Raw genomic sequence first — 26,383 nt, 5'->3', positions numbered from 1 at the left:
TAAATGAAAAGAGGCGCCAAACCGGCGCCTCTTCACTATATTCAGACTGTTATTCCGTCATGCTCGCCGGAGCCTTTTTCCCCGACCAAAACCAGATAATCGAATTTAACCGTGAGTTCCGGCAGGCTCAAAAGCTCGTCAAGGCGTTCCTCCGGAATTCCCCACAGCAGCGGGGTCATGTGCACCAGGTGCTCGATGTCCGGTTGCTTCAAGGTGATGGAATACTGCACCCGCTTGGAGGAAACCAGCTTGAAATGCTGGGAAAACAGCTCAGTACTACGGGTATTTGAGTATATCTCTTTATCCGTCCGGTCGTAAAACATTTCCCTTAATGGATGAAGATACTCCCTTTCTGGGACGACTTTTACAACGAATCCGCCGTCAGGGAGCAGACGCTTGAACTCGGTGTAATTCGAGGGCGACAGAATGTTGAGAATGAAATGGGCCTGTCTGCCCGCGACAGGGCATTTGGCCAAATCGGCTACACACCAGAGGGTATTGGCTGCGGCTGAGGGTTCGTTTGCGGCTTCCCGCACTCTAGCGGCTGCAGCGGCTTCTTTGGCGGCGATTAGGACGCCTTCCTTGGAAATATCAAGACCGATGCCCAGTAGCGCGCATGGGGCTGCTGGGCCAACTTTTTGCAGAAGGGCGGTCAGATGGGAGCCTTCGCCGCAACCCGCGTCAAGAATACGGATGGTTTCCTCGGAAGAGAATGAGGCCAGCTGACTAGAGACAATTTCGGAGAGCGCCGAGATCAACGGGTCAAAAAAACCGCCCTCATGCATCTTTTTGCGCGACTCGAACAGACGCTTATCGTACTTGGTCGGCTTCGGCGGATGCGGCAGCAGGTTCACATAACCCTGCTTGGCCAAATCGAAGCAGTGACGGTTTTCGCAAATCAGGCTTCGCGAGGAGTCGGCCTTTATTGGACTTGAGCAGATCGGGCAGATAAAAATATGGTCATATTCCGCGAACAAATTCGCTGCTGCGGAGTTATTGGCGTTAGTTGACATCAAAAGCACCTCGGTTTATCTCATTCGAAAATAAAAACAGAGAGCCGAACTCTCAGCCCTCTGCCTATTATAACCGCTGCGCCGTCATTGCGCGATTTCTTCCCGATAATTAAACGAATGCCATACGCCAAAATTGTCCTTGACCGTGATGGTGCGCCGGCCGCCCATGGAGGCATCGATCACGTACGGATAACTTCTCCCGCCCGAATAATGGCCCCGGAAATTTCCCGAAAAGGTTGCGGGCGCGGCTTCGAAGCGAATTTCCTGGTTGGTTACGCTGACCACGCGCGTCGTTTGCGTCGAGGTGCCGTAATTGGATTCATCGGTTTGCTGTACGCTGCTTTCCGCCTTAAGCATGTTGATGTCGCTTTGCATGGCGGTTATCGTTTCGCGCAGTCCGGCTGCATCCGCGGCTCCTCCGCCGGGTTGGGATTGCGGGATGCAGATCCGCTGTCCTACGCGAAGCGAGTTCGGATCGACCCCGGGGTTCGCTTCCATAATGCTTGCCACGGTTACGCCGTTCGTTTGCGCGATATGGTACAGCGTATCGCCGGGTTCGATGATTTTGGAAAAATGATTGGGCGGACATGCGGGAATGCACAGCGTTTGACCCACGAGCAAATTGTTCGGATCGGTGCCGGGATTGGCCGCGAGAATTCGTGAAACGGTGGTTTCCAGCCGATAGGCGATTTGATACAGCGTATCTCCCGTTTGAATCGTATATGCGAAATGTTCCGCAGGACACTGACGATAGTAATAATTGAACAATGGAGTATTCCCCTTTCGTGCAACAGGTTTCTTTATTTATACACTATGCAAAAAATGGGCTTCTGTTACTGTGGCACTTGGGGTAATTCCTGATCCCACCGTCATCGGCATTACGGTTGAAGGACGGATATGGTATATATTAGAGATATGTGACTTCTGCGAAGGGGACGGTATGATGGGAATTTACGCAGCGCTGCTTAGGGGCATTAATGTAGGCGGCAAAAACAAGGTCAATATGGCGGAGTTAAGGCGGACATTGACGGAAAAAGGCTTTAAACGGGTACAGACTTACATTCAAAGCGGCAATGTTTTGTTTGAGTCGGAGGAAGAGGAGATTTCCCTGCGCGAAACTATGGAAGCGGCTATCCGGACGGATTTTGGTTTGGACATACCGGTGGTGTTAAGGGAGGGCAAGGAGCTGCATTCGGCTGCCCGGCTTTGTCCGTTTACGGATGAGGAGGTGGCATCGGCGCAAGCTTCGGCCGTAGGGGAGAGTCTTCATGTCGCGTTCTTGCGTGACAAGCCCTTGCCGGAAGCGGTGGATCGCCTCAGCGCCTACGCTACGGAAGCCGACCAATTTCGGATCGTCGGGCGCGATGTGTATCTGCTGTTCTCGGACAGCATTCGCAATTCCAAGCTGGGGAACAATCTGCCCAAGCTCGGCGTCCCTGCTACCGTGCGCAACTGGAATACGGTGAACAAGCTGGTTTCGCTGGCGGACGAAATGCGGGAATAAAAATGACGAAGCGATTGTTTCATCAGTCACGGCTTGTTGGGGCGAACAGGCTTCGCCGGTTCAAATCAAGGCTGCTCGAAGTGCAGTGAATCAATGTTTCTTCCAGGGCCGTCAGGCAGGAAACGATACAGACCAGAATCAGAACAACGGCGGCGTTTTGTATTGCCAAAATAAACAAAGGGCTTAAGAATACGAGCAGTCCCGTTATTTTGTTTCCCCAGGTATGAATGCTGGCGAACGAACGGTATTTGCAGGCGGCGATCAGGAAGTTGGCCAGACGAATGAGGATGGCGATGAGCAGGTAAGGCCCAACCTTGTTGAATCCGTCGCCGGTCCAGACGAACAATACGACGGCAATGGCGCCGAACATCATTACATCCGCGGCGGAGTCCAGTCTTGCACCGACGGCGCTTTCCGTGCCTGTCTTGCGCGCGACCACTCCGTCCAGGGCGTCGCTTAACCCGCATAACGCGTAAATGACAACAAAAACGGGCGGATACTTCATAAAATAAATCATCAGCAGCGCTAATGGAATTCTGGCAAGCGTGATCAAATTGGCGCTGTTTTTCATACCCGCTTCCTCCTTATCGATTGGCAAAGACTCATGGGGCCCTTCGGCTTTCAGGCACTTGAAAGTGCCTATATTACTTCAAAGTGCTTACTGTTCATTATGGCGTGACAGGAGCATAATAACATAATTATCAAGATATCAGGAGGGATTTTTGTGAATTTGCATTTGGAGGGGAAAATGGCGCTCGTGACCGGGTCCACGGCGGGGATCGGCAAAGCGATTGCCGCCGCGCTCGCGGCGGAAGGCGCCACGGTTATAGTTAACGGACGAACTCAAGAAAAGGTTCTCCAAGCGATGGAGGAAATCCGCGTGGAAATCCCGGAGGCGGCACTGCTGGCTGCCGCGGCGGATCTGGGCACGTCGGAAGGCTGCCAAAAGATGATGGACGAGCATCCCGAAGTGGATATATTGATCAACAACCTGGGCATTTTCGAACCGGCCGAATATTTTGAAATTCCGGATGAAGAATGGTTCAAATTTTTCGAAGTGAACATCATGAGCGGTGTGCGGCTGACGCGCCGGTATCTGAAGAAAATGATCGAGAGAGGAACGGGCCGCGTCATCTTTATTGCGAGCGAAGCGGCGATCATGCCGTCGATGGAGATGGCCCACTACAGCGCGACCAAAACGATGCAGCTTTCGTTGTCCCGCAGCCTGGCCGAGTTGACCAAAGGGACCGGCGTAACCGTCAATACGGTGATGCCCGGTTCAACGCTGACGGAAGGGGTGGAGACGATGCTGAATACGCTCTACCCGAACGAAAAGCTTACGATCGAAGAGGCCGAGAAGAAATTTATGGCCGAAAACCGTCCGACCTCGATTATTCAGCGGCTGATCCGTCCGGAGGAAATCGCGAATTTAGCAGCTTTCTTAAGCAGCCCGCATTCGTCCGCGATCAACGGTTCGGCGCTCCGCATCGACGGCGGATTGGTGCGCAGTGTGTTTTAGGAACCCGTCTCTGAAAAAGAAAGGCGGACCTTGCAGCGGGGATGAAACCGCCGGCAGGTCCGCTTTTTTATTTTATCAACGATGAACTTACTCCTTAACGGATATCGGCACAAATACCGACGCGCAGTTGGCCTGGCGGAACCGGGCGATAACCTTACGGCTCCAATCGCATTCGTACTCGGAATGCGAGGAAAGATACAGCTCATCCAGATGGTTGAATGCAACGTCGTAGGGAATGCACGGGTTATCCCCGTTGAATTCTATCTGCGTGATATGCAGATAAAGTCCTCCCGGCAAAGTCATGCGCTCCACGCAGTCGGGCAGGTTATCGAAATCGCTCACCCGGGTTCCGAAACAGCTGCTGTACTTTCCTTCGACGTCCGCATCAATTGGAAATCCATAGTAATCGTGAAGATAATATTGAGCCGATTTGACGGCGAAAATTTGTCTTTCGATTTCGAAATATTTGGTAATCACGAATTCTTCGGAATCCGGCGGCGTAACGGCGCAAGCGATATACATTTCGGGCAAAGTCACCGGCTTGAATCTCAGCGAATCGTAACGCTCCGCTTCGTTTTCCGGAACCTTGACGGGTTCGTATTTGACGCACATGTCCGCAGCTTCATCGTAGACGCTCAGCGGATAACCTGCATCATTGTAGACATAACTCGTGTCATTACGGAAGCCTTCCACAAAATAGACATCCGCCTCCATCCGCTCGCCGTAACCAATCCGGCCTTCTTTGCCGTTTTCGTTGACGAGCAGCTTCGCGTAACGGCAGGCGGGAACCGTCAGAGTGACGGCGTTTTCGGGAAGATGCTGCGGCAGGTTTTCAAAGCTGTCCACTTCCAGTCCGACGATAACCTTGTAATTGCCGTCGCCGCCGATATCATACCGGGCGCTGACGATTTCCGCCTGATGCGGCTCCATGCCCAATACCTGGGCGAGCAAGGCGGCATCTCCTTCGGAAATGATTTTTTTGGCAAACCAGTAATCGTTCAGGTTGCTGCTGGCAAATTCATACCCGCCAAAGCCATATCCGCGGCTTTCGTAAGTGATCTGCAATCCGATGCCGACGATTCGGGTTTCGGCTTTGTCCACAATGGCGCAAAAATCGTTGATTTGTTCGACGAAAACTTCTTTGGGAAGGATTTTGGCGGCTTCCTCCGCCATGCGCATAATGATCGGGTTCTTTTTAGGACTATAGCTTTCCGGGTTTCCGCCTTGCTTTTTGGCCGTGTTCATACAGTTTTCCCTCCATATTTAGCGATTTATGGTTCGATGAACTCATTCTATTGAAAAATAGGCCAAGGGTATTGTCCGTTTTTACCATTTTTCAGCATCCGGCATAATTTCAGCGTCGTTTCTTCGGAGCTGCCGTCCGCCTGATATATGCCGAAAGCCGGCGTTCCGTCTCCTAAAACTCCGTGGTCCGTCATCCAACCCGTTAATATGTTCTCGTACATGGCAAAATCGCCGGTGCCGCTTCCGTAAAGCACGGCGCCGCTTGTTCCACCAAGCTTCAGAAGCCTAAGTCCCGAAGGTTCGGAAATAGAGAAATATCCCGGAACCCTGATCCCGCAAAGGACGGAATGGCTTTGGCGCACAACGAGAAACTCATTGGCGCTCCGCAGCAGATGGGGATGCCCCCTCTTCAAAAAGCCGATGACTTCCTCGGATGCCTTTTCCTCGGCGAGCGGACCCGTTCCTTCCGCCGTGAGAAAAACATACTCGCTTAGCTCCTCCATCGTGATTTTAGCGTATCCGCTTTTTTTTCGGATCGGCAAATACAGCCTGACTTTGGATACGACTCCGTGCCGGTGCACATATTCCTCGAAGAACGCCTGCTCCGCTTGCTCGAACATGCTGGCGGTCAGCCAATCGGTATAGAGGTAGTCCCAGGAACGCATGATTTCTACCGCTTGATTCGCCGTTAATGTCGCCGCAAAGGTCTCTTGAAAGGCAGGAACCATTTCCGGATTGCTAAACTCGCTTTCCCCAAAGAGGTCAGGCTGCACGTCCGTAAGATACAGCTCATAGCAATAACGTCTGCCGGCCTGATCGCCGTTTCTTCCGAATATGCGACCTTTAAAGCCGGGAAGCAGGGAGAAAAAAGCGTTCAGTGCATGGTCTTCCAGATTGGCGAGGCTCTCATGATAGTAATGGATGCGCAAAGTCTCCGGAATATTCTCTGTAGTTACGGTGACTTGTCTGTGGGTCTCGTGATTATAAGGAGGGAAATAGAAATGGCTTTCACCGTTTTTATATTCAAGGGGAGTTAGTCCGATGGCGGCTTTGACGATTTTGCTAAAGGCCTGTTGAGAGCCGTAGCCGCACGCGGTAGCGATATCCGCCAGACTGCGGCTCGAATGCTTGACCAAAGCCAGCGCCTGGGACAGGCGCCGCTTACGGACATATTCCTTGACCGAATGGCCGGTGATGCTGTAAAAGTCGCGGTACAGCTGCATGGGCGAGATAAAGCTCAGTCTGGCGATCCAGCCTATGTTCAGCTCTTCGTAGAGGTTGGTTTCGATTTGCTCAATGGCCTTGGCCAATGTTTTGGTTTTAGCTTCCAATCGATCACCTTTTTCGGAGAAATCTTGCAATAAGCTAAATGTTCGGAATTTGCCAATCGATTTCCGGCAGCTCCTTCGATGATAAAAAGCGGTTGGTCCGGGAGAAGGGTTTGCTTCCCAAAAAGCCGCGGTGAGCGGAGAGCGGGCTCGGATGAGGCGTTTTGATCAGGAAGTGGTTTGGGTTCGTGATCAGCGCGGCTTTCTTCTGCGCATGGCTTCCCCATAACAAAAATACGACCGGCTCCTGTTTTTCGTTCAAAGTTTCGATTACTTTATCCGTAAAGCTCTCCCAGCCGTGATCTTTGTGGGAGTTTGGCGTATCGGCCTGCACGGTCAGCACCGTGTTCAGCAGCAGCACGCCCTGCTGCGCCCACGGCACCAAGTAGCCGTTGTTCGGGATATAGCAGCCCAGATCGTCCTGCAGCTCCTTGAACATATTTTGCAGGGAAGGGGGCGGCTTAATTCCCGGTTTGACGGAGAAGCTCATCCCGTGGGCTTGTCCCGGCCCATGATACGGGTCCTGTCCCAGAATAACAACTTTGGTGTCGGCGAAGGAAGTGTTGTGCAACGCGTTAAAAATATCGTACATGTCCGGATAAATCGTTTTCGAATGATATTCATCCACAAGGAATTTACGCAGCTCCAGATAATAGGTTTTTTCGAACTCCGGATCCAAAAAAGGGGCCCAATCGTTTTTCAAAATGCTTTTCAAACTCTGTCACCTCTCAAGTGTGTTAGGGTAAGGGTTCGACAAAAGAGGCCGAAGTTCCTGCTATGGAGGGGATAATGGACAAAGCGCCGCGGGAGCTTATATCCCGCGGCGCTTTGTCATCTATGTGAACGGTCACCCTGCAGGATGATCCTGTTATGCTTCCAACCAGTGGAAGTGAAAGCTTCCTTCTTGGTCCACCCGTTCGAAGGTATGCGCTCCGAAGTAGTCCCGTTGAGCTTGCAGCAGGTTGGCCGGCAGTCTTTCCGAGCGGTAGCTGTCGTAGTAAGCCAGCGCGGAAGAGAAAGCGGGAACCGGAATGCCCCGGGTAACGGCGGCCGCAACAACCTTTCTCCAAGAATCCTGATAGCTCTCGATGACGTTTTTGAAATAATCGTCGAGCAGCAGATTTTTAAGCGCCGGGTCACGGTCGTAAGCATCCTTGATGTTTTGCAGGAAGCGGGCGCGGATGATGCAGCCGCCGCGGAAAATCATCGCGATGTTGCCGTATTGCAAATCCCAGCCGTATTCTTCGGAGGCGAGTCTCATTTGCGCGAAGCCTTGGGCATAGGAAGCGATTTTGCTGGCGTAAAGCGCCTTGCGGACGGATTCGACAAATTCCTGCTTGTCGCCGTCAAAGGCGATTGCCGCAGGGCCGCTTAACCGTTTGCTGGCTGCGACGCGTTCTTCCTTCATTGCGGAGATGAAGCGCGCGAATACCGATTCCGTGATGATGGACAGCGGAACGCCAAGGTCGAGAGCGCTTTGGCTGGTCCATTTCCCGGTGCCTTTTTGGCCTGCGGCGTCAAGAATGACATCGACCATCGGTTTGCCGGTAGCCGGATCTTTTTTGCCGAATATGTCGGCGGTGATTTCGATCAAATAGCTGTCCAGCTCACCGTTGTTCCATTCGCTGAAAATTTCATGAAGCTCGTCGGTGTCAAGACCCAGCACGTCCTTGAGCAGTTGGTACGCTTCACCGATCAACTGCATGTCGCCGTATTCGATCCCGTTATGCACCATTTTTACGTAGTGTCCTGCGCCGTCCGGTCCGATGTACGTGGAGCACGGATCGCCGTTCACTTTGGCCGAAATGGCCGTCAGAATCGGCTCGACCAGTTCGTAAGCGTCTTTTTGGCCGCCGGGCATAATGGCCGGTCCCTTCAGCGCGCCTTCCTCGCCGCCGGAGACGCCGGCACCGATAAAGCGGAAGCCTTTCGCTTCCAGCTCTTTGTTTCGGCGCTGCGTATCCGGGAAATGCGCGTTGCCGCCGTCGATCAGGATATCTCCCGGATCGAGGAATGGGACAAGCTGGTTGATCGTGTCGTCGGTCGGTTTCCCGGCTTTGACCATGATCAGAATTTTACGCGGCGTTTCCAGCGCTTGCACAAATTCTTCAATGCTATAGGTCCCGACGAAATTTTTGCCCGTCGCTTCGGCGAGCAATTCCTTGGTCTTCTCGGAAGACCGGTTATACAAGGCGACTGAAAATCCTTTGCTTTCCATATTGAGCGCGAGGTTTTTGCCCATAACGGCCAGGCCGACAACCCCGATTTGTTGTTTCTTCATCTTTAAGTACCTCCAACCTATCGACTGTATTTTCTGTATAATAGAAGATGATTTTTTGAACTTCCTTATTAAAACGATTTTTTCCAGTCGGCGGCGAACTTTTCAAGTCCTTGATCCGTCAACGGATGTTTGGTGAGCTGTTCGATTACGCCGAACGGGATCGTGGCGATATGCGCGCCGGCCAAGGCCACGCGGGTCACATGATCCGGATGCCGTACGGAGGCGGCAATGATTTGCGATCCCAGGTTATGAATCCGGAACAATTCCGCAATTTTTATAACCAATTGCACGCCGTCTTCGGAGATGTCGTCCAGGCGGCCGAGGAACGGCGATACATAGGTTGCTCCGGCGCGGGCGGCGAGCAGCGCCTGGTTCACGGTGAAAATCAGAGTAACGTTGGTTTTCACGCCTTTTTGGGAAAGGTAGCGGCAGGCTTCAAGTCCGGCCAGTGTCATCGGCAGCTTGATGGTGATACGCGGATCGTTGTTGTTGATCTTGATCAGTTCGTTCGCCTGCGCGATCATTTCCTCGGCGGTCACGGCGTCCGGCGTCACTTCGGCCGAAACGGATTCCACTTCAGGCACGGCCTTGAGGATTTCCTCAATCAGGTCCTCAAATTTCACGCCTTCTTTGGCGACGAGAGAAGGGTTTGTCGTTACGCCTGACAAAACGCCGATTTTGTACGCTTTTTTAATATCTTCCAGATTAGCCGTGTCGATAAAAAACTTCATAATGAGAAACCTCCGTTTTTTTTGAAATTGGATGCTGCTTTAGTCTAGAATTTGATAAGCAAGTTGTTCTTTGGTTTCGGGTTCCTTCTCGGACTCGGTGTCAAGCCACCAACGGAAGCTTTCTTTTTCCAGCAACTCTTGAGCCGCTTCGGGGCCATACGAGCCGGCTTCATAAGAATGAAGCGGAACAAGCTCTTCCTTGAAGGCATCGAGGATCGGCTGTACCCATTTCCAGGACAGCTCGACTTCATCCCAGTGGGCAAAGAAGGAGGAGTCCCCGCGCAAAGCGTCGAAAATGAGATTTTCGTAAGCCTCGGGCACATCGCTTCCGCCTTTTTGCGAGCCGATGAGTATTGGCGTCAAGTCCTGTTTTTGCACGGAGCCGTCCGTATTGAGCTGCAGATAAATGCCTTCGTTCGGGCTGATTTCGAACACGAGCAGATTCGGGTTTCCGTCTTTGTTTGCGTTTGTCTGTTTGATCGGTTCCTTAAATTCAATCACGATACGCGTCGATTTCTCTTTCATTCTTTTACCGGTACGGATGTAGAAGGGGATTCCCCGCCAAAAGGCGTTGTCGATCTCGAGCTTCGCCGCGATGAACGTGTCGTTTCTCGAACCTTCGGCAATGCCCGCTTCGGAAGTGTAGCCGGCAACGGGTTTTCCTAGAATGCTGCCTTCCCGGTATTGGCCGCGGACGACGCTTGCGCCCACGCTTTCTTTCAGGAGCGGCTCAAGAGCCTGCATGACCAGCTTTTTGCGGTGAAGCACTTGATCGGGGCTGTCCCCCTGCGGCAGGTGGCTGGTAAGCATCATAAGCAGCTGCAGCATATGGTTCTGGAACATATCTCTCAAAGCGCCGGAGTGGTCGTAATAACCGGCTCTTTCCTCCACGCCGACGATTTCGCTTGCGGTAATCTGTACGTTGGAAATGTAACGGTTGTTCCAGGATGCTTGAAGCACCGGATTGTTTTGCTGAAGAACTTCCAGCTTTTGCACCATCGGTTTGCCGAGATAGTGGTCGATCCGGAAGATTTCTTCTTCGGTGAAGGATTTGTTCAGCAGCGCGTTTAAATCACGGGCAGATTGCAAATCGCGGCCAAACGGTTTCTCAATGACGAGGCGTTTCCAGCCATCGGTCGTACCGAGCCCGCTTTCTTCGATGTTGGTGGCAATCGTTTCGAACAGTTCCGGACCTACGGACAGATAAAAGATCCGGTTCGGAGCGAGCTTCAGGTTCTGCTCCCGCTGCTCGATAATCTGCAGCAAGTCTGCATAATCCTGCTTATGATCAACGTTAAGCACATGGTAGCGGAACATGCCGAGGAAACGGCTCAGCGTTTCCGGAGCTTTTACTTTTCGTCTCGAAAAGCTGCTCAGAGATTGCTCGATGTTGGCCCGGAAGATATCATCGGACCATTCTCTCCGGCCGAGACCAATCACGGAAAAGGCATCCGGAAGTTTTCCGTCTACGAACAAATTAAACAGGGCAGGGTATATTTTGCGTTTCGCCAAGTCTCCAGTTGCCCCAAACAATACAAAGGTGGTGGCTTCCATTTTGTCTCTCCTCCTAGCATAGCTTTTCTTTTTATCTTCATGGAGGTATATTGTTTATTCAGACGGAAGTTGCCTGATCTCCAATCGGTAAGCTATGGTAACTTTTTCGTGACTCCAATATAATACAAATCAGCTTCATACATGTAATAAATATTATTGACAGGAGCTATAGACCGTGTCTATGAACAATTATGAATTGTACAAAGTGTTTTACTGGGCCGCGAAAACCGGAAGCCTGACGCAGGCCGCCAATACTCTGTTTTTGACCCAGCCCAGCGTCAGCCATGCTATCAAGCAGCTGGAAGAGAGCTTTGGCTTGTCCTTGTTTTTCCGGAACTCCAAGGGAGTTTCCCTTACTCAAGAGGGAGCCATTTTATTTTCTTACATTGAGCAGTCCCAAATTTTGATCACGCTGGCCGAGAAAAAAATGGCCGAACTCAAAAATTTGGACAGCGGCGTGCTGCGGATCGGCGGAAGCGATTCGCTGTTTAAACATTATTTGCTGCCGTATTTGGAAAGCTTCCATGCGGAGTATCCGGATGTGGGAATCCAACTGCTTCATGGGACGACGCCGGAGATTATGAATTATCTTAGAGAAGGAAAAATCGATCTTGGCGTGGCGCGAATGCCGATTGTGGATCAGCAGATCGAAGTGCGTGAAGGCATTCTGCTGCAGGATTGCTTTGTGGCGGGCTGCCGGTATTATGCCGAGCTCAGGGACAAGGTGATCTCACTGGAAAAGCTGCTGGAATTTCCGCTTATTTTGTTCTCGCGCAACAGCCGGGCCCGAATGGCGATTACGGAGCTGTTCAAGGAATTCGGCCATGAATTGAAGCCTGAGATCGAGGTCGGAAGCGTGGATTTGCTCATCGAGCTTGCCCGAAAAGGGCTGGGAATTTCTTATGTGGCCAGGGAATTCGTATCCAAGGAGCTCGAAAGCGGTTCTTTGTTTGAGATTCAGCTTGACGTGAAGCTGCCGCCTTCCCAAGTCGGCATCATGAATATGAAAAATGTGCCGCTGAGCAGCGCGGCGCAAAAATTCATCGAAGGTTTCCGCGCCCGGTAAAGGGGCGGAAAGAACGCCCGTGAGATAAGTTCTCCGGCGTTCTTTAATTGTTTGAGGGCCCGTTTGGTTATATTTGTTTTTTACAGTGTCTGGCACCTCCCCGTATGGTAAACTCATGGAAGAATGACGGCCGGAGGAGGCTGAAGTTGATGCAATCGCCACAGATCAGGGTCCGCTGCTTTCAAGAGGAGGATATGCCGCTGCTCGGGGAACTGTACGAATCGGTGACTTCCAGAGCACAAGCGGTGTTTTGGTGGGTTGGAGAACAGGAAAACTGGAACAATGTGTTTTGCGCTTTCGAGCGGGGGAAAATGGTGGCAAAGGGACAGGTTAGCATCGTCAACGTCGTTCCGCCCGGCCGTTCGCCGGAAAGCAAGCATGCGATTTACTTGAATTTGAAAACGGTTCCCGAAAGAGAAGCGGATCGCGCTCTGCTGGAGCAAATATACTCGCATTTGTACGCAAGGGCGACCGAGTTAAAACTAACGCTGTCTCCGGAATACGGAACTTTCCTCTGTGTGGGGAACGATTCGTCGGAAAAGGTGAACTCCGAATTTTTTATCGGCAAGGGGTATCGCGTGCTCAATCAGCTGTATCGGTTGCGGCGGGATCTTGATGATCCCATTCCCGTACTGAAGCTTGATGACGATAAACTTCAATTTTCTTGCTGGAAAATGGAAACGGCATCGGAACAAGAGGCCTATCTTCAGGTGGAGGCCGAAATTTGGCCGAATACGCCGCTGGGTTTCGAACGATTGGCCGAATATCAAAGAAACGAACTGTGGACGTCGATGGTAGTGCGCGAACAGAGAACTGTTGCCGGCGGCTTGATGGTCTGGAAGGAAGACGACGAAGGAGTAATAGAGGACGTTTATGTCCGTGAACCGTGGCGGAAGCGGGGACTCGCAAAGTTTCTGCTTGCTCAAGCCCTGTATTATCTTAAAAGGTATGAGCTGAAGAAAGCCTGTCTGATGGTGCTGGCGGACAATCATTCGGCAATGACGCTGTATGAATCGATCGGTTTTGTTCCGGAAAAAGAAGAAATCCGGTATTGCATAGAAATGACCTGACGGAAGTCCGCCAGGTCATTTCGGTTTCTTTTTCGCTTTGCCAGCCGCATTTTCCGTGTTCTTCGCAACCCTAAACTTGACGATCCGGCGGATCAAATCGAACGGGAGCGGCTGGTCGAGCGGGAACTGGACCGATCCCTTGGCACCCTTATACACTGATAACTCCTGCTCAAACTCCGCGATTCCGCTTGGGGTCGGGTAAAACCCGATATGGCGTTTGAACGCGGCAAAATGTACAAGGTTGCCGTGCAGTTCAAAGGTCGGCATTTGGTAGCTGATTTTTTCGCCGGCTTCCGGTGCTTCCTCACGGATCACTTTCCTCAACGTTTGCAGCTTTTCCCGGATATCTTTGGGGAATTGGGCGATGTATTCGTCGATGGTGGAATAGGCGGGTTTAATGTCTTTTTCCATGGGGGGCTCCTTTGCGCGTATGTTCGAATTTTTACCTCGACTAGATCAAATAACTGCCGAACAGCATGATGTTCAAAATCGCCAGAATTACCGCGATCGTCCACAGGGTAATATTATGCCCCAGCGAATTCTTGTACTTACCCATCACCTTTTCGGAAGAGGTTAAATAAATCTGCAAAAAGACGGTGATGGGAAGCTGAATGCTGAGCAGCATTTGGCTGTAGATCAGGCCTTGAAACGGATCGGTGACCAGGAAAATAACCACGGTCGCCAGCGACAGAATCCCGACGACCCCGACTTTGGTGTGAATGTCCTTGATGTCGTAAGGCTCTCCGAAAATCCCCGCAAAAATCGAGCCGCCCGCCATGCCGGCGGTCATCGTGGAGGAAACTCCCGAGAACAGCAAAGCCACGCCGAAGATTACCGCCGCGAAGTTGCCGACCATCGGAACCAGCATTTGCTGGGCCTGGCCAAGTTCATCGACTTTGACATGGTTCATGTAAAAGGTCGTAGCCGCCAGGATGATCATCGAGCTGTTGATCGCCCACCCGATAATCATGGAAAACAGGGTGTCCGTAAATTCGAATTTAAGCTGCTTTTTAATGACCGCGTCTTCTTCCAGGTTCCACTGCCGGCTTTGAATAACCTCGGAGTGCAGAAACAGATTATGCGGCATGACGACTGCGCCCAGAACCGACATCACGATCGGCATCGAGCCGGCCGGGAACTGAATGACGGTCCAGCCTCGAACCGCTTCTCCCCAACTGATATGAACCATGCTCAACTCGTATAAAAAAGCGATGCCGATGATGGACACAAAGCCCATGATCCACTTTTCCAGCTTTTTGTACGTGTTGGTGAACAGCAAAAAGATGATCAGAATCAAAATAAGCACGGCCCCGATTTTGATGGGGAGATGAAACAGCAAATTCAGCGCGATGGCGCCGCCCAGAATTTCCGCCATGGCGGTGGAGATGGCCGCGACAATTCCCGTGGACAGCACGCTTTTGGACAGCCACGGCTTCAAATGCTTTTTGGCCGCTTCGGACAGGCAGTCGCCGGTTACGATTCCCAGATGCGCCACATTGTGCTGCAGCAAGATGAGCATAATCGTGGACAACGTGACCATCCACAGCAGCGTATAACCGTACTCCGAACCCGCGGCGATATTGGACGCCCAATTCCCCGGATCGATAAAACCGACCGTCACCAAAAGTCCCGGTCCGATGTACCCAAGCATCTCACGAAGGCCGAAGCTGGGCTTATGCCCGGTTGTGTTTAACAGATTTCGCAGTTTCATACAGGCTCCTACTCCTAAGCATTCTCCATTTGAAGATAGCCGATTTGGCTTCGGGATTCAATGTATTTATTGCAATAATCTAGATCCTTATGATCAAAAAAATGCCCTATGCCAGCCATTTCGGGCTATGCACAGGGCAATTATTTAGTGAAACGATCCGGCTATGACGGTTGAACGGTTGGGCGAATGATGATTTCGTTCACTCCGGTATCGTCGGGCTCATTGATGGCGAAAGCGATAGCCCTGGCGATGCTGTTTGGAGAAATCGCCACATGGCTGAATTGGTCTACCATCGCTTTAACATCGGGACTGCTGATCACATTGGTCAACTCCGAATCCGTAATCCCCGGCGAAATGATCGTGGAACGGATCCGGGAGGCAGGGGATTCCTCCTGACGTAACCCTTCCGAAATGGCACGGACGGCGAACTTCGTGGCACTGTAGACGGAGGATGTGGGAGATACAGCATATCCCGCCACCGAGGAAATATTGATGATATGGCCCGATTTTTGCTCACGCATGGTCGGCAATACCGCAGCAATTCCATAAAGCACGCCTTTGATGTTGACGTCGATCATGTTGTCCCACTCGTGAATTTTGAGCTCATGCAGCTGGGAAAGTGGCATGATTCCGGCATTGTTGACGAGCACGTCGATCCGTTCATATTGCTGCAGGGCAAAGCCGGCCAACTCCCGCATGTCTTCGGATGAAGACACGTTCGTAACCTTAAATGCGGCATCGCCGCCTTTTTGATGAATCCCGTCAACGATCGCTTCCAAACGGTCTTTTCTTCTTGCCGCCAGCACGACCTTTGCTCCGTTTTCGGCGAGCAGTTCGGCGGTGGCTCTCCCGATTCCGCTTGAGGCTCCCGTAATAATGACGACTTTTGATTTCAGATTTTCCAATGGAATCTCTCCTTAAATTTTGATTTAGCGAATTACCCCTTAACTATATCGATTCTAATATGACGACATGATGTCATATTAAAAAATATTTTAAATTTTATCGGAACCTAATTCCTTCTTGAAACGATGCGTCAAAAAGATGGCTCTGATCAACAAGTCGATGGCGATGGACAGCCAAACGCCGGCAATGCCCAGCTTCAAATAAATACCTAGTATGTATACGCCGATGACCCGGATAAGCCACATGCCGATGGTTGTGCTGTACATCGGACTTTTGGTGTCGCCGGCTCCCTGCAGCGCTCCCGTCAGAACCAGCCCTACAGCTAAGGAAGGCTGCGCAAAAGCATCAATGCGCAAGGCGGTAACCACCATGCCGATCACTTCGGGTTTATCCGTGAACCAGGCTGCGGCCATAGGGGAGAGGAAGAACAGCAAAATACCGACAAAAGCCATGAAAATAACGGCAATCCAGGTCGTAAGCTTCCCGAATTGATAAGCTTCCTTAGGTTGGCCGGCCCCCAAACTTTGCCCCACCAGCGTAGTAGCGGCTACCGCTAATCCGTATCCCGGCATGTACGAGAAGACCTCGATGTTACCGGCAATGGTATGCGCCGCATAGGTTTCCGTGCCGATTCGGACGATCAGTCCGAAGTAAAGCACTTGGCCGAACCGCATGATCAGCCGTTCGATGGCGGCGGGTGTTGACAGCTTCAAGAGCGGGGTGGCGATGTCGCGGTTGAAAATAAAGCTTTTGGCGATCGGAAAAGAAAGCTTTGTTTTGCGAATATGCAGGTAAAGCGCGATCGTACCGATGAGTCTGGCAATCGTTGTCGCCCAAGCGGCCCCGGCAATGCCCAGCCCGCTGAAGCTTCCTAGCCCGAAGATCAGCGCGTAGTCCAGCGGGATATGAAGAACGTTGACCCAAAGGCCCACCTTCATCGGGGTTTTGGTGTTGCCTGCGGCTCTTAAGATGCTGCCGAATACCGTCGTCAAAGAGATCAGGACAGACGGAACGGCGACGATCCGGAAATAGACGGCGCCTTCGGCCAACACGGCCGGCTCGGCGCCCATCAGCCGGAGCAGAGGTTCGGCAAACAACAAAGTCAGAATGCCGAAAATGATTCCGGCGGCGGCAGCGGCCCAAGCGGACTGTCCGGCGATTTTCCGGGCTTTGGCGTAGTCGCCGGCGCCCACGCTTTTGGCGATCAGAGAGGAGGTACCAACGCCCAAAGCCATAAATACGGCAATATACACCGCCAATATGGCATTGGTCACGCCAACGCCCGCAACCTCCGTTAATCCAAGCCTGGAAACGAATAAGGTATCGACGAATCCTACCACGGTTTGAAAGAAATTTTCGACCATGGCGGGGATGGCGAGGTGCAGAATGACTTTCGTTCTTTGGCGTGTTGTTGCGCCGGACATCTCCAGCGGGGAAGGGGACATGATCAGGCCTCCTTATCGAATATAGTTATCCAGCGCTTTATTCAGCGATTCCAAAACGGCCTGTTCATTGCCCTCGCGGACGGCGTCCACAACGCAGGTGGCCAAATGATCTTTGAGCACGACTTTGGCCGCGCTGTCCAGCGCCTTTTGGATCGCGGCGATTTGCAGCAGAATGTCGGGGCAGTCCCGGCCGTTTGCGGCCATCTCCTTGACGGAGCGGACATGCCCTTCAATACGGGCCAGCCGGTTAACCACCTGTTTTCGTTCCTTGTGGGGATGGTTATGGGAATGAGCGGATTCACACAAGATAATCACTCCTTTTCAGAATATCATATCCCCCCCGGGGGGATATCTCAATTATAATTTTCATTCCGTTTGGCCGAAATCTGCTTAGGGATAAAATAAACCGCCAGGTTGAGCAGCAAAGAAACAGGGCCAGCATCGCTATAACCCAAGAGCTAAGGCTTTCAAATACGGAGCGAACGTTAATAAAAAAACCTGCCGCAAAACGGGCAGGTGGGCAACGAAAGTCTTTGAAAGTTTAGTTCAGCTTCTTATGTTTAAACACGAATTCCAAAATCTCATTCGCCGTCTTGCTGCCGGCCAGAAATTGAGTATACAGCTTCTTGGTCGTTTCCGCTTCTGTCCAATGATTCGATTCCATTAATAGATGAACGGCTTTAGCGATATTTTGGTGAAACGCGCTTTGCATCTCTTGCGCCGCAAGAAATTCTTCCTTGCTGAGATGAATGGCTTTGAAGCCGGGATTTCGCTCTTCGGTAGCCTCGGATAGTGCCTTCCGCAAGCCGGGGATATCCAGATCGATGCAATAGGCCGGAGTTCCGGGCTGCTGGCGCCATGACTCGTTCAGACCTCCCGCGTCGACGGCATCAAATCCCATTTCATCCGCCAGTTTAATGACGATTGCCTTAGCGGCAGGATCATCGCCTGCTACCGGCATGGACAAACGTCCCGGTGTACCTGCAGGCAATCCCAGCTCCAAATTATACCAAGGGGTTGCATTAAAGGCCTTGATTACCGGATGGTCTATTTGTTGCTCTACCCAGCGGCTTTCAGGCAGGCCCATTTCGATAGGCTCAATTAAACCGTCCCGCAATAAGGGGTAATAATTTCCGGTATCGATGACCACAGCGTTCGGAGCGGCCGAATCCAGAAACCCTGACGGCAGATTGGGAATGCCTTTTTGGGGAATGGATATGATAACAACCTCGGCATCGTCAGCCACATTTCTAATCGTAGCCGGCTTGGCTCCAGTTTCGTTAGCGAGTTCCTGCAGAGCTTGAGAGTTGCTGGAATTTGCAATAGAGACATCATGTCCCAGCTTGGTAAAATTTCTGGCGAGGTTTCCTCCGATATATCCTGTTCCGATAACAGCAATCTTCATATTTCATAACCTTCTTTCCGGATGATTTGGTGTAACGGTTGTAGCGGATTGAAAAAAGTGACTGCAGTCAGTATACTCAGGTCACTTTTATGTGTCAACCATCCTTTCAGTCATTATGCTTTGACGTTCTTAAAATACATGGATTATAGTTATAATTGATATATTGACTTTGCGATCGGCTTCAGCGATTTAAGGAGGGGGGATTGCATGAAAACGGCGGAAACGAATCGGCAGCGCAAAGGAGTCATGACAAAGAAAAAAATCTTTGCCGTCGCCAAGGAACTAATCCTGACGAAAGGTTATAACAACGTAACCGTTGATGAAATATGCGAGAAATGTGAGCTTTCCAAAGGTGCGTTCTATATTCACTATAAGTCGAAAGAAGATATCGTCAGACAGTTGTACCGTGACGATATTACGGAGTATATGGAAGAAAATTTCCGTAAATTCCTGCTTGAGCACGAGGATGTCTCTCCGGTGGACAAGCTTGAGGTCTTCATCAGGCTTGCGCTAAGCTTTCCGACTGTAGTTGGAGAGGAGCTTACAAAGCTCTCGTTTGTAGTGAATCTGTCCTTGAAAACTTCGGAGGCTTCCTCATTTCTCCAGGATTGTTTAGGCTCGGAGTTTCTTTTGGGGATTGTGGACGAAGGGATCGCATACTCTTTTTTTCGAAACGATTTATCCAGAGAAGAGATTTTGGATAGTGTTTACGCTTTTATAGCAGGAATGTTAGTTACCTGGTGTCTTTCCAACTTCACCTATGACATCGTTACAACGAACGAAAAATTGGTGAGAGTTCTGGTGAAGGGCCTCCAAACGAAATAAATAGCCAGCTGCCGTATGATTTCCGGCGACTGGCTGCTTTAGCATACTCTCTTCCATTTCAGCTTTCCTCAGAGCATCCAGGCCCGCAATATCCTGACGCGTCAAATCATTAACATCCTTCTGGATGACAGCGGCAAATGCCGCATAGGCTATCCTTCCATGTCCTTGGCACTGCCCAGCATCCTTATGCCGAGAAAAATAAACCATGCCGAGAAAAACAGCTGAGAAACAAATACCATCGCGGTTCCGATCAACCAGGGAAAAGCGCCGATAAGATCCAGGATCCCCGTTGCAAATCCCAAGATAGCCGCAAGCTTGCCGATTGCGCTTCTTCTTATTGCGAAACACAATATGATGGTGGCCGCACACAGTAAAATGGATACGGAATGCATGCCTCCGTAGTAAATGCTAAGAACTAACTTATGAATATCGGGTGAAAGCTCTATGTCATATACCGGATAAACCAACCGCCCCAAAATAATGACTAAGAATAAATCAATGGGTATAACGAGAGCCAAGAGGCCGCATCCCAGCCATGCTTTGATTTTGTCCACTTTCACCAAAATGCGGTATAAAGAGGCGATTGAAGGGATCAGTAATATTGCGGCAAAGAAAAATATTTCGTCCGCCATTGAGATATTGAACCGCCAGTCCTGTAGCCATGCCATCAGATCCGCGTCCGCCGGCGGCGGGGCGGGCATGGGAAGAACAAACAGATATTGGGCAAAAAAGAGAATGCCGGAAATGATCAATGCAACGCCGCCAAATCTAATAAAGCCGTCTTTTTGTTTCATGGGAGTCCATCTCCTTCCTTAATGACAACACATTCAGTATGTATCGAAACTTTGCATTTCCGATGCTATAGTCTATTTTCTCAAGTTTAAATATAAAAGCGGCTGCTTGGCCCAATCCGGATATTAATCTTAATGTAATTTAGGATTACGCCACTACTCCTTCACTAAAAGATGTATTGCGGTACCTTCATTATACTGAAAATCGGCTTTATTCTCCTGTCAATCTGTCGATTCCCCAGTAAAACTCAAAAGAGTTACAAATTACCTTTTATGTTGTAATTATTTCCAACCTCGACAAAAAATTAGAATTTCTACTTATTTTCTTCCTCAAAATTATACTCCATTAACCCGAGTTCTATTGTTCCTGCATTTCACAATTAATCCAATAAAAATTACTGTGGCTGCTAGAGATAATAGGTCGATAATTGGATTACTATAAAAGTCTGTATATGTTGTTGCCAGATCCCAAATCATATGAAATATGATAAGTGGCCATAAGTTCTTTATCATCTTAAAGATATAAACTTTTATAACTCCATAAACGAAATAGAATACAAATAAAATGATGTTGAACTCTGGGCTAATAAAATGAAATCCCGCAAATGCAAATGCAGATATTACCATCTTTGACTTATCCACAGAAATTGCATTATATATATACCCTCTAAATAGAGATTCTTCTGCAAAACCTATTATAAAGCAGTATGCTATTGCAAATATAATAGTACTATCTATCGGCCTAATCAGCTGTATTCCTTTATTAATAATAAGTCCCCAAAACAATGGAACTAAAGCTAGTGCTATAAGTATTACTGTATAATCCAATACTGAAATAAACCTATTTAGTCCAATATCCGAAAAATTTTTTTTATCTGTAAGTTTCAAAAATACAATTAATCCAATAATCATAGCTAAAAAAGGAACTATTTTGGTTACTGGCCCACCACTAATTTCAAATAGCTTTAGAAAGCCGATTCCCCCAAACGACAAGAGAATCACGAATATCATTAATATTGTTACTTTCCAAATACTTTTCATAATATGCTCCTTCAAAAATTTATACACTGATCCTACAGTGCCTTAAATTTTCTTATTTAGAATGATTAATTCATTCAAAGACACCTATCAGTTATCAACTACCAATGCCGAGTGAGTTATGGATTTTTTTCGAAGAGGGCTGCAGTAGTGGGGAATATGTTCGTACTCAATCAAAAACGAAGATATCTTCTATGTGTGCATGAACCGCCCTGGAAATATCAATTGCCAATTTTAAAGAAGGATTGTACTTTGCGGCTTCCAGGCGTATGATTGTTTCTCTTCGTACACCTACCATTTCGGCCAACTCCTCCTGTGTTAGTTCTGCAAGCTGGCGGTATTTTTTTAAGTTGCATTTAAATTGTTCCATGTGCTTCTCCTTTAAAATCAATGCTTTTCAAAATAATAAAACGCTATGGAATAGGTCAAAAAAGTAGCCGCCCAGCCGATGGCACTGACAATAATCATAAATTCTCTTGATCCAAAAGCGAATAAGGAGCTTAGACCAATGATCAGCAGTGCAAAAGCTGGCACCCACATTGTTACTGCCTGCGCGCGATTACGGTCAACCATATACCGTTCGTCCGGCATTTCCAGCGCTAACTTGGCGGTAAAGTAGAAGCTGAACATACCAAAAAAGCCGAAGTAAAACAAAGTGGCAGGATCATGGGACTTGAAATAATTGAGTCCCAGAAACCCCAGAAAGCCAAACACCCATGTATACCTCTGATATTTTCTTGGTTGTTTTCTGTGATTTTGCATTCTTGCTCCTCCTGTTATACGATTATAAGCTGCTTTTCTTTCTGATCACTCAAGCGGGCAATGACTATGCATTGTGCAGCAATTAAAATGGTAAGTATATAAATCATCCATAAAAAAGTTGAAAGCATTACTGTAAGTAGCATCATTGCAATAGGCACTGTATATTTTCACGGATGATAAGCTTTCTTTAGTGATATATTTGTATCATCGTGTTACATATATATCACCACAAAATGTAAAAGTCAAATATTATTGAAATTTTTGTAAATAAATCATGATCCTACAAGTACCGTTTCACCGAATGCGGTTACTCAGTACATTTCTAACAATCCTTGATAGCAAATTCACTTTTTGAATATAAAATTTTGAAATAGAAAAGGACATGAAAGAAGTTACCCCTCTCGTGTCCTCAAATTTAGCCTATCTCTTTTATTTATTTCTCCAGCACTTTAGCTGTTTTTCTTCTGCAACAGGACTATGGACTCAACATGACTTGTCTGCGGGAACATGTCTACCGGCTGAACCGATTCTACGGAATACCCGCCGTCCATCAGAATCTTGCAGTCCTTCGCCAGCGTGGAAGGGTTGCAGGATACATAAACGAAGCGCTTCGGCTTCGATCGCAGCACGGCATCGAGGAAGGACGTTTCAAGGCCGGTGCGCGGCGGATCGGCGATGATGACATCGGGCGAGTAGCCGCCTTTTACCCAGCGGGGCAGCAGTTCTTCCGCGAGGCCCGCGTAGAATGAAACGTTCCCGTGCCCGTTGCGGTCCGCGTTGGCTTTGGCGTCGTCCACCGCCTCGGGGATCGATTCGATTCCGCGGACCTCGCCCGCGTACGGGGCGAGCCACAAGCCAATCGTGCCGGTACCGCAGTAGGCGTCGACGATGCTTTCCCGGCCGGTCAGTCCGGCGGCGGCGCGGACCGTCTCATACAGCTTGACCGTCTGAATCGGGTTAAGCTGGAAGAATGCCCGTGGAGACAAGGTGAAATCCAGGTCGCCAAGCGATTCCTGGATGCTGTCTTCGCCCCACAGAATCACGGTCTTGCTGCCGAACACGACGGAGGTGTTTTTCGGATTAACATTCATGGCGATGCTCGTCAGCTCCGGCATGGCCAGCCGGAGCTCCTTGATAAGCTCGTCCCGCCGCGCCAGCTTGTCGTTCGCCGTTACAAGCGTGACCTGGAGCTGCTCCGACTGGAAGCCCCAGCGGACGACGATCGTGCGAACGAGCCCTTGATTGCTTTTTTCCTTATATACGGGAATTTGCAGCCGCTGCAGCACGTTTCGGGTCCGGTCGGCCGCTTCGTTCACCTTCGGATGCTGAATCGGGCATCCGGTAATATCGATCAGCTTATGTGAATCGAGTGCGTAAAGCCCTGCGATCATGCCTTCCTGCTCCATGCCGAGCTGCAGTTGGGCTTTATTACGGTAGCCCCAAGGGTGCTCCATGCCAAGCATGGGCTTGATCCGCACGTCCTGGAGCCCGGCGTACCTGGAAAACGCCTCGCGCACGATATCCTCTTTTCCGGCAAGCTGGCCCTCGTACGAGAGATGCTGGATCTGGCAGCCGCCGCAAATGCCAAACACCGGGCATGGGGCGTCCACGCGGAAAGGGGAGCGCTTCTCGATTTCCGCGATCGATGCGGAGATGTACTTCTCTTCAACGCGTCGGACTTCAGCCTTGACCACTTCGTTTGGTAGGGCGCCTTCAATAAACACCGCTTTGCGCCGGTAATATCCGACACCTTCGCCGTTGATGCCAAGCCGTTTGATGGTCACAACGATTTTGTCTCCGGCATGCAGTTCGTCGGCAAAAGCTTTGTTCGCGATCCGTTCCGCCGATGCGGGGCGTCCCGGCTTTCCTGCATAACCGCTCTGTCCCGGACGTTTGCCGCGTTCCGGCTTCGTTCCCGGGTTGGATAGGGCCTTCGCCGCATTCTGATTCCGGTTTGCTCCGGAAAATTTGGCGTCAGTACGTTTTTTTCGCTCTGCATAAGCTTCGTTTTTTTGCGGGGGCCGCTGATTGTTCCCCAGTTTATGATTTCGCCCTTGGCGGGGTTGTCCGTTTGTTGTCATGAATGAACTCTCCATCTCTAAAATCAGTCTGTTTACTGCCAATATACCGTGTTGCCTGTTCATGGTCAATGAAGGGAAGCTTGGTTGCCCATTTTCGCAAACCCCGGTAAACTTAATTCATATCTTGTTTTCTTAACAAGCCGCCCGAAGCCGGAGATAAGTGTATTTCCTTCAATATATATCGGTGCGGGGATTGTAGCGATAATCATTTGATGTTTGAACCCCGGGACTATAGTTTGGGTTTGGGAGTAAGGAGAATCGGCAAATGAGTACGGATGTGTTGAATATGGAACAAGCGCGGCAAATGCTGCAAAAATATTACGGTTATCCCGATTTCCGGGAGGGTCAGCGCAAAATCGTGGAGAACGTGCTGTCCGGCGCGGACACGCTGGGCATCATGCCGACCGGCGGCGGCAAGTCGATCTGCTATCAGATTCCGGCGCTGCTGCTGCCGGGGCTGACGCTAGTCGTGTCGCCGCTGATTTCACTGATGAAGGATCAGGTGGACGGGCTCACGGCGGCGGGCATCTCCGCTGCCTACATCAACAGCACGCTGTCCGGCAAAGAGGTGAACGACCGCATCCGCGCGGCGAAGCGGGGAGAGCTCAAGCTGCTTTACGTCGCGCCCGAGCGGCTGGAGCTGGACTGGTTCCGCGAGGAGATGGCCAATCTGACCATCTCCTGCGTCGCAGTGGACGAAGCCCACTGCGTGTCGCAATGGGGCCATGATTTCCGGACGAGCTACCTGGCGGTAGCGCCGTTCGTCCAGGAGCTGCCGCAGCGCCCGATCCTCGCGGCCTTTACCGCCACCGCCACGCCGGAGGTCATGGACGATATGATCCGGCTGCTGCGGCTTAGTGAGCCGGGCGTATTCGTCACCGGGCTCGGCCGGGACAATCTGGCGATGTCGGTGCTGCGCGGAGAGAATAAACGCGAGTTCGTGCTGAACTACGCGAACACGCATGCGCACCAGCCCGGCATCGTCTATGCCGCGACCCGCAAGGAGGTCGACGACTTGTACGAGCGGCTCAGCGGCTCCGGCATTCCCGCCGGCCGCTACCATGCGGGCCTGTCCGACAAGGAGAGGGAGGAGAGCCAGGAGGCGTTCCTTTTCGACGACATCAGAGTGATGGTGGCGACTAACGCGTTTGGAATGGGGATCGACAAATCCAATGTAAGATACGTCATCCATTTCAATATGCCGAAAAACATGGAAGCGTATGTCCAGGAAGCCGGACGGGCGGGCCGCGACGGCGAGCCCAGCGAATGTATTTTGCTGTTCAGCCCTCAGGACATCATGACACAAAAGTTCTTGATCGAGCAAAACCCGCAGGAGGAGGAGCGCAAGCGCAACGATTACCGCAAGCTGCAGCAGATGGTGGAATATTGCTATCAGACCCGCTGTCTCCGCTGGGCGATGCTCGATTATTTTGGCGAAGCCCATGATCATAAGCCCTGCGGGATTTGCAGCTCCTGCCGGGACGAACGCGAGCTCGTCGACATGACCCGTGAAGCTCAAATCGTATTTTCCTGCATTCACCGGATGCGGGAGCGTTTTGGCGTGTCCCTGGTCGCGTCCGTCCTGAAAGGCTCGCAGAACAAAAAGGTGCTGCAGTACCGTTTCGATCAGCTGCCGACATACGGCATGATGCGCACGCGCACGGAAAAGGAAATTTCCGAGCTGATCAATGTTTTTATCGCGGAGGGATATTTGGCGTTGTCCGAAGGTCAGTATCCGGTAGTTCGACTGCAGCCGCTCTCCGCCCCGGTGCTGAAAGGGCAGCAGCAGGTGATGCTGCGCGCTCCGGAGCCTGCGGCTTCCGCCCAAACGTCAAGCGGATCGCGCCGTAGGGCTTATGATGCCAGTCCGTCCGCTGTCAACGAAACCGTCTTCGAGCAGCTTCGTCTCATCCGGAGGGATTTGGCTGAGAAAGAACATGTTCCTTCCTATATTATTTTTAACGACGCCACGTTGCGCGAGATGAGCGTGGTCTGTCCGGTACGAGAGTCGGATATGCTAAGAATCAAAGGCGTCGGGGAAGTCAAATACCGCAAATACGGCAAGCCGTTTCTGGAGTTTTTTCAAAATATGGAGTAGGGTTGTGAAC

The 26,383-nt window shown here is 50.6% G+C and carries 26 protein-coding genes; 6 read left to right on the top strand and 20 right to left on the bottom strand.

Going from position 1 to position 26,383, the window contains the following annotated elements; translation table 11 throughout:
- Positions 1-41: 41 nt before the first annotated feature.
- Complete coding sequence (locus tag ACI48K_RS00340; protein ID WP_475025571.1) at positions 42-1,013, bottom strand: putative RNA methyltransferase; 972 nt, start codon at positions 1,011-1,013, stop codon at positions 42-44.
- A gap of 84 nt (positions 1,014-1,097) precedes the next feature.
- Positions 1,098-1,781, bottom strand: a complete 684-nt coding sequence (locus tag ACI48K_RS00335; RefSeq protein WP_475025570.1) for a LysM peptidoglycan-binding domain-containing protein — start codon at positions 1,779-1,781, stop codon at positions 1,098-1,100.
- A gap of 172 nt (positions 1,782-1,953) precedes the next feature.
- Between ACI48K_RS00335 and ACI48K_RS00330 the strand changes: the two genes are divergently transcribed.
- Positions 1,954-2,517, top strand: a complete 564-nt coding sequence (locus ACI48K_RS00330) for a DUF1697 domain-containing protein (protein ID WP_475025569.1) — start codon at positions 1,954-1,956, stop codon at positions 2,515-2,517.
- Between the two features lie 22 nt (positions 2,518-2,539).
- Here the strand turns inward: ACI48K_RS00330 and ACI48K_RS00325 are convergent, their stop codons facing one another.
- Positions 2,540-3,088: a CDP-alcohol phosphatidyltransferase family protein gene (locus ACI48K_RS00325; protein ID WP_475025568.1), complete on the bottom strand. Its 549-nt coding sequence runs from the start codon at positions 3,086-3,088 to the stop codon at positions 2,540-2,542.
- A gap of 153 nt (positions 3,089-3,241) precedes the next feature.
- Between ACI48K_RS00325 and ACI48K_RS00320 the strand changes: the two genes are divergently transcribed.
- The gene (locus ACI48K_RS00320; RefSeq protein WP_475025567.1) at positions 3,242-4,036 is read left to right on the top strand and encodes an SDR family NAD(P)-dependent oxidoreductase; all 795 of its coding nucleotides are present in this window, start codon (positions 3,242-3,244) and stop codon (positions 4,034-4,036) included.
- A gap of 87 nt (positions 4,037-4,123) precedes the next feature.
- Here ACI48K_RS00320 and ACI48K_RS00315 read toward each other — a convergent pair whose 3' ends face one another.
- The 6 genes from ACI48K_RS00315 to zwf form a co-directional block, all read right to left on the bottom strand.
- Positions 4,124-5,281 carry a hypothetical protein gene (locus tag ACI48K_RS00315; RefSeq protein ID WP_475025566.1) on the bottom strand — a complete coding sequence of 386 codons (1,158 nt, stop codon included), beginning with the start codon at positions 5,279-5,281 and terminating at the stop codon, positions 4,124-4,126.
- Positions 5,282-5,328: 47 nt separating this feature from the next.
- Complete coding sequence (locus ACI48K_RS00310) at positions 5,329-6,612, bottom strand: helix-turn-helix domain-containing protein (RefSeq protein WP_475025565.1); 1,284 nt, start codon at positions 6,610-6,612, stop codon at positions 5,329-5,331.
- A gap of 34 nt (positions 6,613-6,646) precedes the next feature.
- Positions 6,647-7,324 carry a uracil-DNA glycosylase gene (locus ACI48K_RS00305; RefSeq protein ID WP_475025564.1) on the bottom strand — a complete coding sequence of 226 codons (678 nt, stop codon included), beginning with the start codon at positions 7,322-7,324 and terminating at the stop codon, positions 6,647-6,649.
- A gap of 153 nt (positions 7,325-7,477) precedes the next feature.
- Positions 7,478-8,890 carry an NADP-dependent phosphogluconate dehydrogenase gene (gndA, locus tag ACI48K_RS00300; protein WP_475025563.1) on the bottom strand — a complete coding sequence of 471 codons (1,413 nt, stop codon included), beginning with the start codon at positions 8,888-8,890 and terminating at the stop codon, positions 7,478-7,480.
- Between the two features lie 68 nt (positions 8,891-8,958).
- On the bottom strand, positions 8,959-9,621 hold the full coding sequence (gene fsa, locus ACI48K_RS00295) for a fructose-6-phosphate aldolase (RefSeq protein ID WP_475025562.1): 663 nt from the start codon (positions 9,619-9,621) through the stop codon (positions 8,959-8,961).
- A gap of 39 nt (positions 9,622-9,660) precedes the next feature.
- Positions 9,661-11,175 carry a glucose-6-phosphate dehydrogenase gene (gene zwf, locus ACI48K_RS00290; protein WP_475025561.1) on the bottom strand — a complete coding sequence of 505 codons (1,515 nt, stop codon included), beginning with the start codon at positions 11,173-11,175 and terminating at the stop codon, positions 9,661-9,663.
- A 181-nt stretch (positions 11,176-11,356) separates the two neighbouring features.
- Here zwf and ACI48K_RS00285 point away from each other — a divergent pair, with 181 nt between their 5' ends.
- Both ACI48K_RS00285 and ACI48K_RS00280 read left to right on the top strand, forming a co-directional pair.
- Complete coding sequence (locus tag ACI48K_RS00285; protein WP_475026023.1) at positions 11,357-12,241, top strand: LysR family transcriptional regulator; 885 nt, start codon at positions 11,357-11,359, stop codon at positions 12,239-12,241.
- A gap of 149 nt (positions 12,242-12,390) precedes the next feature.
- Positions 12,391-13,311: a GNAT family N-acetyltransferase gene (locus tag ACI48K_RS00280; RefSeq protein WP_475025560.1), complete on the top strand. Its 921-nt coding sequence runs from the start codon at positions 12,391-12,393 to the stop codon at positions 13,309-13,311.
- A gap of 15 nt (positions 13,312-13,326) precedes the next feature.
- Here the strand turns inward: ACI48K_RS00280 and ACI48K_RS00275 are convergent, their stop codons facing one another.
- The 6 genes from ACI48K_RS00275 to ACI48K_RS00250 form a co-directional block, all read right to left on the bottom strand.
- Positions 13,327-13,722, bottom strand: coding sequence for an iron chaperone (locus ACI48K_RS00275; RefSeq protein WP_475025559.1), 396 nt, complete (start codon positions 13,720-13,722; stop codon positions 13,327-13,329).
- Positions 13,723-13,762: 40 nt separating this feature from the next.
- Positions 13,763-15,022, bottom strand: coding sequence for an Nramp family divalent metal transporter (locus tag ACI48K_RS00270; RefSeq protein WP_475025558.1), 1,260 nt, complete (start codon positions 15,020-15,022; stop codon positions 13,763-13,765).
- 161 nt (positions 15,023-15,183) lie between these two features.
- Complete coding sequence (locus ACI48K_RS00265; protein WP_475025557.1) at positions 15,184-15,927, bottom strand: SDR family oxidoreductase; 744 nt, start codon at positions 15,925-15,927, stop codon at positions 15,184-15,186.
- 90 nt (positions 15,928-16,017) lie between these two features.
- Positions 16,018-17,373, bottom strand: a complete 1,356-nt coding sequence (locus tag ACI48K_RS00260) for an MATE family efflux transporter (protein ID WP_475025556.1) — start codon at positions 17,371-17,373, stop codon at positions 16,018-16,020.
- 12 nt (positions 17,374-17,385) lie between these two features.
- Positions 17,386-17,679: a metal-sensing transcriptional repressor gene (locus ACI48K_RS00255; RefSeq protein ID WP_475025555.1), complete on the bottom strand. Its 294-nt coding sequence runs from the start codon at positions 17,677-17,679 to the stop codon at positions 17,386-17,388.
- Positions 17,680-17,914: 235 nt separating this feature from the next.
- Entirely contained in the window at positions 17,915-18,778 is an 864-nt protein-coding gene (locus ACI48K_RS00250; protein ID WP_475025554.1) for an NADPH-dependent F420 reductase, read from the bottom strand.
- Positions 18,779-18,985: 207 nt separating this feature from the next.
- Here ACI48K_RS00250 and ACI48K_RS00245 point away from each other — a divergent pair, with 207 nt between their 5' ends.
- Entirely contained in the window at positions 18,986-19,603 is a 618-nt protein-coding gene (locus ACI48K_RS00245) for a TetR/AcrR family transcriptional regulator (RefSeq protein WP_475025553.1), read from the top strand.
- Positions 19,604-19,752: 149 nt separating this feature from the next.
- Here the strand turns inward: ACI48K_RS00245 and ACI48K_RS00240 are convergent, their stop codons facing one another.
- The 5 genes from ACI48K_RS00240 to rlmD form a co-directional block, all read right to left on the bottom strand.
- Complete coding sequence (locus tag ACI48K_RS00240) at positions 19,753-20,397, bottom strand: hypothetical protein (protein ID WP_475025552.1); 645 nt, start codon at positions 20,395-20,397, stop codon at positions 19,753-19,755.
- 333 nt (positions 20,398-20,730) lie between these two features.
- A complete protein-coding gene (locus tag ACI48K_RS00235; protein ID WP_475025551.1) occupies positions 20,731-21,435 on the bottom strand; it encodes a CPBP family intramembrane glutamic endopeptidase in 705 nt (234 codons plus the stop codon).
- A gap of 166 nt (positions 21,436-21,601) precedes the next feature.
- The gene (locus ACI48K_RS00230) at positions 21,602-21,802 is read right to left on the bottom strand and encodes a helix-turn-helix transcriptional regulator (protein ID WP_475025550.1); all 201 of its coding nucleotides are present in this window, start codon (positions 21,800-21,802) and stop codon (positions 21,602-21,604) included.
- 17 nt (positions 21,803-21,819) lie between these two features.
- Positions 21,820-22,194, bottom strand: a complete 375-nt coding sequence (locus ACI48K_RS00225) for a DUF3796 domain-containing protein (RefSeq protein WP_475025549.1) — start codon at positions 22,192-22,194, stop codon at positions 21,820-21,822.
- 449 nt (positions 22,195-22,643) lie between these two features.
- Positions 22,644-24,275 (bottom strand): 23S rRNA (uracil(1939)-C(5))-methyltransferase RlmD, encoded by a 1,632-nt coding sequence (gene rlmD, locus ACI48K_RS00220; RefSeq protein WP_475025548.1) that lies wholly within the window; start codon positions 24,273-24,275, stop codon positions 22,644-22,646.
- Between the two features lie 265 nt (positions 24,276-24,540).
- On the opposite strand from rlmD, the gene recQ reads away from it, so the two are divergent.
- The gene (gene recQ / locus ACI48K_RS00215; protein ID WP_475025547.1) at positions 24,541-26,373 is read left to right on the top strand and encodes a DNA helicase RecQ; all 1,833 of its coding nucleotides are present in this window, start codon (positions 24,541-24,543) and stop codon (positions 26,371-26,373) included.
- Positions 26,374-26,383: the final 10 nt, after the last annotated feature.

It is taken from the genome of Paenibacillus terrisolis (assembly GCF_056171975.1).
Note: the sequence above shows the minus strand (reverse complement) of the source record. Positions and strands in the feature narration are given on the sequence as shown.

What these genes read in the sequence shown, in the direction of transcription:
- ACI48K_RS00315 (WP_475025566.1), bottom strand. Translation starts at nt 5,281, where the DNA reads ATGAACACGGCCAAAAAGCAAGGCGGAAACCCGGAAAGCTATAGTCCT.
- rlmD (WP_475025548.1), bottom strand. Translation starts at nt 24,275, where the DNA reads ATGACAACAAACGGACAACCCCGCCAAGGGCGAAATCATAAACTGGGG.
- ACI48K_RS00285 (WP_475026023.1), top strand. Translation starts at nt 11,357, where the DNA reads ATGAACAATTATGAATTGTACAAAGTGTTTTACTGGGCCGCGAAAACC.
- recQ (WP_475025547.1), top strand. Translation starts at nt 24,541, where the DNA reads ATGAGTACGGATGTGTTGAATATGGAACAAGCGCGGCAAATGCTGCAA.
- gndA (WP_475025563.1), bottom strand. Translation starts at nt 8,890, where the DNA reads ATGAAGAAACAACAAATCGGGGTTGTCGGCCTGGCCGTTATGGGCAAA.
- ACI48K_RS00250 (WP_475025554.1), bottom strand. Translation starts at nt 18,778, where the DNA reads ATGAAGATTGCTGTTATCGGAACAGGATATATCGGAGGAAACCTCGCC.
- zwf (WP_475025561.1), bottom strand. Translation starts at nt 11,175, where the DNA reads ATGGAAGCCACCACCTTTGTATTGTTTGGGGCAACTGGAGACTTGGCG.
- ACI48K_RS00325 (WP_475025568.1), bottom strand. Translation starts at nt 3,088, where the DNA reads ATGAAAAACAGCGCCAATTTGATCACGCTTGCCAGAATTCCATTAGCG.
- ACI48K_RS00225 (WP_475025549.1), bottom strand. Translation starts at nt 22,194, where the DNA reads ATGCAAAATCACAGAAAACAACCAAGAAAATATCAGAGGTATACATGG.
- ACI48K_RS00230 (WP_475025550.1), bottom strand. Translation starts at nt 21,802, where the DNA reads ATGGAACAATTTAAATGCAACTTAAAAAAATACCGCCAGCTTGCAGAA.
- ACI48K_RS00235 (WP_475025551.1), bottom strand. Translation starts at nt 21,435, where the DNA reads ATGAAAAGTATTTGGAAAGTAACAATATTAATGATATTCGTGATTCTC.
- ACI48K_RS00240 (WP_475025552.1), bottom strand. Translation starts at nt 20,397, where the DNA reads ATGAAACAAAAAGACGGCTTTATTAGATTTGGCGGCGTTGCATTGATC.
- ACI48K_RS00275 (WP_475025559.1), bottom strand. Translation starts at nt 13,722, where the DNA reads ATGGAAAAAGACATTAAACCCGCCTATTCCACCATCGACGAATACATC.
- ACI48K_RS00245 (WP_475025553.1), top strand. Translation starts at nt 18,986, where the DNA reads ATGAAAACGGCGGAAACGAATCGGCAGCGCAAAGGAGTCATGACAAAG.
- ACI48K_RS00330 (WP_475025569.1), top strand. Translation starts at nt 1,954, where the DNA reads ATGATGGGAATTTACGCAGCGCTGCTTAGGGGCATTAATGTAGGCGGC.
- ACI48K_RS00280 (WP_475025560.1), top strand. Translation starts at nt 12,391, where the DNA reads ATGCAATCGCCACAGATCAGGGTCCGCTGCTTTCAAGAGGAGGATATG.
- ACI48K_RS00340 (WP_475025571.1), bottom strand. Translation starts at nt 1,013, where the DNA reads ATGTCAACTAACGCCAATAACTCCGCAGCAGCGAATTTGTTCGCGGAA.
- fsa (WP_475025562.1), bottom strand. Translation starts at nt 9,621, where the DNA reads ATGAAGTTTTTTATCGACACGGCTAATCTGGAAGATATTAAAAAAGCG.
- ACI48K_RS00260 (WP_475025556.1), bottom strand. Translation starts at nt 17,373, where the DNA reads ATGTCCCCTTCCCCGCTGGAGATGTCCGGCGCAACAACACGCCAAAGA.
- ACI48K_RS00270 (WP_475025558.1), bottom strand. Translation starts at nt 15,022, where the DNA reads ATGAAACTGCGAAATCTGTTAAACACAACCGGGCATAAGCCCAGCTTC.